This window comes from Patescibacteria group bacterium, from assembly GCA_026417895.1.
Classification (GTDB): domain Bacteria; phylum Patescibacteriota; class Patescibacteriia; order UBA2591; family CALHIP01; genus CALHIP01.
In genome coordinates this window covers 1-6,168 of the sequence record JAOACJ010000013.1, presented here as the reverse complement: position 1 = coordinate 6,168, position 6,168 = coordinate 1, and the positions used below count along the sequence as shown (strand labels likewise).

Here is a 6,168-nt window from a genome sequence, read left to right as displayed (position 1 = left end):
CCCGGGTCTTTGGCCAATTTTTATTTTTAAAAAATCAAAAAGTGATTGATTGACAAGAAAACAAAAATCTTGGCTTTCTCTTTTAAGATAGCAGATTTTCTCTTTTTCCGCAATTTTCCTTACCTTATCCTTTGTTATATTACCGAGGGGGAAAATTAATTTAGCTAATTGGTTTTGTTTCAAGGTGTATAAAAAATAACTCTGGTCTTTATTTTCGTCCGTCGCTTTCAATAGTTGAATGTTTGAACCATGAGATTTGTTTGAAACTTGATAATTAGATATTGAAGGTCCTCGCCGTAGGCGGGCATAGTGTCCAGTTGCCACACAACCTGCCTGAAACCTTTTTGCCAATTCAAATAATTTCGGAAATTTTAATTTTTGATTACAAATAATACAAGGGTTGGGTGTCCGCCCATTTTTCCATTCTTTAATAAAATATTTAATAACAATTTTTTCAAATTCTTTTTGGCAATCAATTAAATGATAAGGCACTTTTAAATTCTGACACAACTTTCTCACTAAATGAAAGGGGTCTTGAGAGCGACACAAATTCTTTCGAGAGAGGTTTTCTTGATTTGGCCAAGTTGAAAATTTTAAAGAGACACCTATCGGCTGATAACCTTGTTTTTTTAATAAAATAAGAGCCACAGACGAATCAATACCGCCACTTAAGCCAACAATGACTCTTTTATTATTTTTATTTTTTCGCATTTTATCATTCGGATTTTTTGATTTTTTATATTTTTTATAACAGTTCATCATTTATATAATTTTTTTCAATACAAAATCCCGATCCCAATATATTTTTCAGAGAATCGGGATTTTGTCAGAGATTTTTTAAAATTAAAAAATTCCTATTTCTACTTTAAGGCATCTTTTAAAGTCTTGCCGGCTTTAAATTTTGGTCTTTTCATCGAGGGAATCTGAATTTTTTCACCCGTTTTAGGATTAACGCCCTGACGAGCAGCTCGTGTCTTCACAGAAAAAGTACCAAAACCAGAAATAGCCACCTCATCGCCTGATTTTAAGGCATCAGTAACAATTTCAACAAAAGAATCTAAATATCTTTCTGCTTCAGCTCGAGAGCAACCACCGGCTTTTTCCATTAATTTTTGCACTAATTCCGCTTTATTCATAAATTTTTTCGCTTATTTGCCTAATTTTTATAGGCTAAGTTAAAAATGGCTTAAAATCGACCTTTTATTGATCAGAGAAAAAGATTAGCAAAATAAAGAAAAAAGTCAAGTTGACTGTGGATAAATTTATTCAACAATAATTCGTCGAAAAACCACTTTTTCTGGACTAAATTTCTTGCGGGCTGAGATTTTAATCAGATTTATGCCAGGCGAAAGCATTAAAGTTTCTTCAAAAGAGTTTTGATTTAAAGTAACGATTTGATCATTAATAGTAACGATCGCCTCGCCCTTAATCCGGCCTTTAATTTTAATCATTTTTTCGTGTGTCAGATAATTATCTTCAGGTAAATAAACAATAATCTCTGGGGGCGAAAAAAGACTTTTGAGGCTAAAAAATAAGTAAACAACAATGATTAAAAAAACAATCAACCAGGGAGAGAAATATCTGGCTAAAATAATTTTCCCTTTGTTCTGCCAAATAATTTCTGGACCAAAGAAAAGACGCGGATTGGGTTTTTTATTCAAAAGTTTTTCTTTTAAAAAGGGAGTTGATTTTTCTTGAATTTTTCGATAAATAAATGACATCGTTTTTCTCTATTTAAAGATTTTCTGTCTCTTGATTTTCTTCTTTTTTAAAGACCTGACGTGGCCGAGCCCCGTCTGGCGGACCAATCGTCCCTTCTTGTTCTAATAAATCTAAAAGTCGAGCTGCTCGGGCATAACCGATTCTTAAATATCTCTGTAATAATGTGGCAGAAGCCCGACCAGCTTTCATCACCACTTCTCTAGCCTCTGACAAAAGCTCGTCTTCACCCTCAAAAAATTCATCTTTTTTTATTTCACTGGGCTGAAAATTAATAATTTCTTCTAGATATTCTGGCTCAGCCTTATTTCTTAAAAATTCAACCACTCTTTTAATTTCTTCGTCAGAAACATAAGCCCCTTGTAATCTTTTCGGCTTGGAAAGTTGGGGTGAAATAAAAAGCAAATCTCCCCGGCCCAAAAGTTTTTCTGCTCCAGAAAAATCCAAAATTGTCCGCGAATCTGTCATTGAGGCGACCGAGAAGGCAATTCTTGAGGTAATGTTAGCTTTAATTAAACCGGTAATAATATCAACAGATGGTCTTTGAGTAGCTAAAATTAAGTGAATACCAGTTGCCCGTGCCATTTGCGCAAGACGAATGATTGAAGATTCTATTTCTTTCGCCGCTGCCACCATTAAATCAGCCAATTCATCAATAATAATGATAATATAGGGCACTTTTTCCTTAGCTTCTTTATTATGCGATTCAATATCACGAGATTTGTTTTGGGCAAAAAGATCAAATCTTCTTTCCATTTCACTAATTGCCCATTTTAAAGCACTAATTGTCTCCTCAACCTTAGTAATGACCGGACAAAGAAGGTGAGGAATATCATTGTATAAAACCAATTCAACTCTTTTAGGATCGATTAAAATAAAACGAAGTTCTTCTGGTGAATTTTCATAAAGAAGGGTAGTAATAATAGTGTTAATCATTACTGTTTTTCCTGAACCGGTCGCACCAGAAATCAAAAGGTGGGGCATCTTACCTAAATCAGCTAACCAAATATGACCAGCCACATCTTGCCCAAGGGCAACAGTTAGGTTGGAGGCTCTTTTTTTAAAAGCCTCTGATTCTAAAATTTCTCTTAAAGAAACAATAGCCACTTTTCGGTTCGGCACCTCGATACCAACCAAAGACTTGCCTGGAATTGGTGCTTCAATGCGAATAGGATGAGCGGCTAAAGCCAAAGCCAAATCATTAGCCAAAGAAGTAATTTGTGAAAGTTTAATTCCCTCGTGCGGTCGGAGAGTATATTGAGTCACTGTTGGCCCTACCTTAACCTCACCCATTTCTACCTCAATACCAAAATTTTCTAGAGTTTTCTTGATAATATACTTTCCCTCTTCAATATCACGGGCTTCGGCTTTTTTCTCATGGTAAGAAAGTAAATCTAAAGGTAATTCTATTTTCTGACGAACAACTTTTTTACTCATCAAAGGCTTTAAAATTTTAAATTTCTTTTCCTCTTTAGCCTCAATCACTCCATAATCTTTTTCTTCAATTAATTCTTCTTCAATTTCTTTTTTTCTAAATTCAAGTGGCTTTTCCTTCCGAGCAAAAATTTTCTTCAAAAAGTGTCTTAATAAAATTGCCATTTTCAAACCAAAAAGAGCAAGGCGAGAAAAAATAAAATTAATTTTACTTTTAAAGGGTTCTTCTAAAATTAAAAAAAGGGCAAAACTTGCCAAAGCTAATAAAATAACAAAGCTTCCCCAAAAAGCAAAAATTTTTTCTAAAAGAAAAATCAGTCCCGTCCCTAAATAACCGCCTGTTGTCTTGATTTTTTCTAAATTTTTAAATTCAGCTTTTTCGAAAAGAGAAAAGAAAGAGGAAACGATAATCAAAACAAGAAACAGGCCAAGAATAATTCTTTTTTTTGCTTTCAGCAAAATTTCTTTATTGAAAAAAAGCCAACTCATTAATAACAAGAGAAGGGGAAAGCTAAAAGCTGTTTTACCGAAAATAATTTTCAGAACTAAAGCCAGATAATGACCAGCCAAGCCAGCTAAATCAAAAAGGGCTAAAAATAAGATAATGGCTAAGGCAAAAGAAAAAATTGCCTTAAAAGTCTCTCGATGTTTTTCAGAAAAAAGGTTTTCTTGCTTTTCTTTATTATTTTTAGGCATATAAGATTTATCTATTTTACCACAAATCTTGACAAAAGCAAGAAAATTTAAAATAGTTGTGGCCAAATAAACTTGACAAAATTTGAGAATATGCTATCGTTAAAAAGAGAAATAGAAAGGTTCTTTAAAATGCCTTAAATAAAAGTCAAAAACTGGCTTAATAAAATCAATCAATAAAAAGTCTGTGGATAAGTAGCTTCAAAAAGACTTGACAAAATTGAAACATCTGTTATGATATCATTGACAGTGAGGAGAGAGTTCTTTAAAAATAACCTTTCCACCCTCTGAAAAGAGGGAAGGAGAAAAGGGTTGAGGAGAGAGTAAATTATATACTCATCTTCTCGATGAGTGATTTTTATTAAAAGGAAATAGTTCCGAGATGGAGCCCTAAAATCCTCCCCAATCCCTTTCTCCTTAAAAGAGGAGAGAGTTCATTAAAAAATTAAGGTTGTTCGGTGGCATTGGTTAAGGCGGTTTTCCCCTTAACAAAAAAATCGCCAGGCAAGGAAAACAACCCTTTGCCCGTCCTAGAAAGGTGAAGTGGCGAATTCGCTGAAAGGCGGAGTAGCCCTCTGTTCTAGGCCAACGCCAAGAGAGTCCCGAAAGCACTCTCATCATGAGAAAGGCTCTTCAGGAGGAGAGAGTCAATGAAGAGAGAGTCGATGAGGAGAGAGGAAATTCTTTGAAGAGTCCTCTTCCTGAAGAGAATTCTCCTGATGAGAATTGTTCTTTGACAATCATGGTTTTGCTGTCAGTTAAGCTCTTTTCTTAAAGAAGAGATTTTGACTGACGGCAAAACCCTCTTTTGTCGTCAACTCTTCTGAGTTCTTTCCCCATTTGTAGCGGGGAGGAGAACGCGCCGGACCATTTTGGCCGGAACAAGTAGGAAGAGGAAAACGGAGGGAGAAATGAAAAAAATAATATTAACCGGAGGGAGAGAAAATCTAAAGTGGGAATGTGATGTAATTTTTCATATTCCCACGGGAAAATTCTTCGTCTATGACGAAGAAGTACACAAAATTTTGGGAGGCAGAATGTACTACAGGTCACGTTCTGGCCTCCATTATGCCGGCTGGATACCGTCTCGGCCGGAGATCGTCCTATTCGGTTGGTACCACCGCTTCGGACAGAAAGGCAAATTAGTTCACGTTTCAAAAGAGGGAAAAAAAATCCAAGGATTTTTCCCTATGGATTGGGATTATGACCACCAACCGATTATTCTGACTGACGGCAGTCTTGTCGCCTACATGTCTCATCAAGCAGATGAAATAATGGATGTTCTACTTGCCTGGGATAAAATAAAAGAAAAAAGCCGAGAGGTAAAACAAATTCACTTCGACGAGTGGGGAACAGAGAGAGAGTCTATTTTCTATTTATACAATCCCAACAGATATCGACCGGGAATCTCAGGTTTTCGTTTTACTTCCGATATAGAAAGCATAAACATATCTTTCGAACGGAAAACACTACTTGCTACAAAAGCGAATTTGAAAGAAGTAGATGGGGTTTTTCTCCATTTAAACGCCGCGGGATTTTTCGATCGAAAGTGGGAACAGGATCCTCGAACGGTAAGAGGAGAATTAATAGAGGGGTGGTATGGTGAAGGCGAGGGGCTATTTTGGCGTCGGACCGGAATAAAAATTGAGGCGTTTATCGAAAGCCGCCGACGAGATGTTAACGGCGGCAAATATGTTCACCCTCGACTTTCCGAATATGTAGATTATGAAGAAAATTTCCCTCTTATCGAGTGGTTTTCAAAACCAATCGAAGAGTGGAAAAAATACTTTAAATCAAAGATTATTCGAAAGGCCGCCCTGGACCTTTCGTATTACATACAGGAGGACGTGCTCAGGGAACTTATGAAAAATAACCCCGATGTGACAGTTTCCGTGGAAGATTCGGTGGCGGCAGGAAACTGCCGTGTGGCGAGCGAGGAATTCATAAAAAAGTACAAATTACCATTAGATTCTTCTAAGGGTTGTATAACTATTAAGAAAATTCTTGAACATGCCCAACTGGAGGAGATGCTTACGAACGCCGCTTTTCGAAAGGTCATCAGTATGAAGCTGATGACGACTTCAACCTCAACTGAGTAACTGAGTAAGAGATTCTATAATTTTTTTCCCCAAAGTTTCGAGGGGGTCTTTGGGGAAAAAATAAAAAGGGTTTTCAAAACCTCCTCTCTTCTTTCAAAATCATTAGAATTTTAGTGGTTTTGAAAGAGGAGATAAAAATTTCCTTTATTCATTAAAAAATAAAAAAATCGATTAAAATCTTGATAAAATTGAAAAAATTTGAGATAATTTAACCAGATAATAT

Annotated in this window: 5 protein-coding genes; 1 reads left to right on the top strand and 4 read right to left on the bottom strand. The window is 35.8% G+C overall.

What is annotated here, in order from left to right; translation table 11 throughout:
• The 4 genes from N2259_02200 to N2259_02185 form a co-directional block, all read right to left on the bottom strand.
• A partial coding sequence (locus N2259_02200) for a 7-cyano-7-deazaguanine synthase (protein MCX7779031.1) occupies positions 1–762 on the bottom strand: 762 nt, incomplete at its 3' end.
• Positions 763–860: 98 nt separating this feature from the next.
• Positions 861–1,136: an HU family DNA-binding protein gene (locus N2259_02195; GenBank protein ID MCX7779030.1), complete on the bottom strand. Its 276-nt coding sequence runs from the start codon at positions 1,134–1,136 to the stop codon at positions 861–863.
• A gap of 126 nt (positions 1,137–1,262) precedes the next feature.
• A complete protein-coding gene (locus tag N2259_02190; GenBank protein ID MCX7779029.1) occupies positions 1,263–1,721 on the bottom strand; it encodes a hypothetical protein in 459 nt (152 codons plus the stop codon).
• Between the two features lie 13 nt (positions 1,722–1,734).
• Positions 1,735–3,849 carry a DNA translocase FtsK gene (locus N2259_02185; GenBank protein MCX7779028.1) on the bottom strand — a complete coding sequence of 705 codons (2,115 nt, stop codon included), beginning with the start codon at positions 3,847–3,849 and terminating at the stop codon, positions 1,735–1,737.
• Between the two features lie 869 nt (positions 3,850–4,718).
• On the opposite strand from N2259_02185, the gene N2259_02180 reads away from it, so the two are divergent.
• Complete coding sequence (locus N2259_02180; GenBank protein MCX7779027.1) at positions 4,719–5,945, top strand: hypothetical protein; 1,227 nt, start codon at positions 4,719–4,721, stop codon at positions 5,943–5,945.
• Positions 5,946–6,168: the final 223 nt, after the last annotated feature.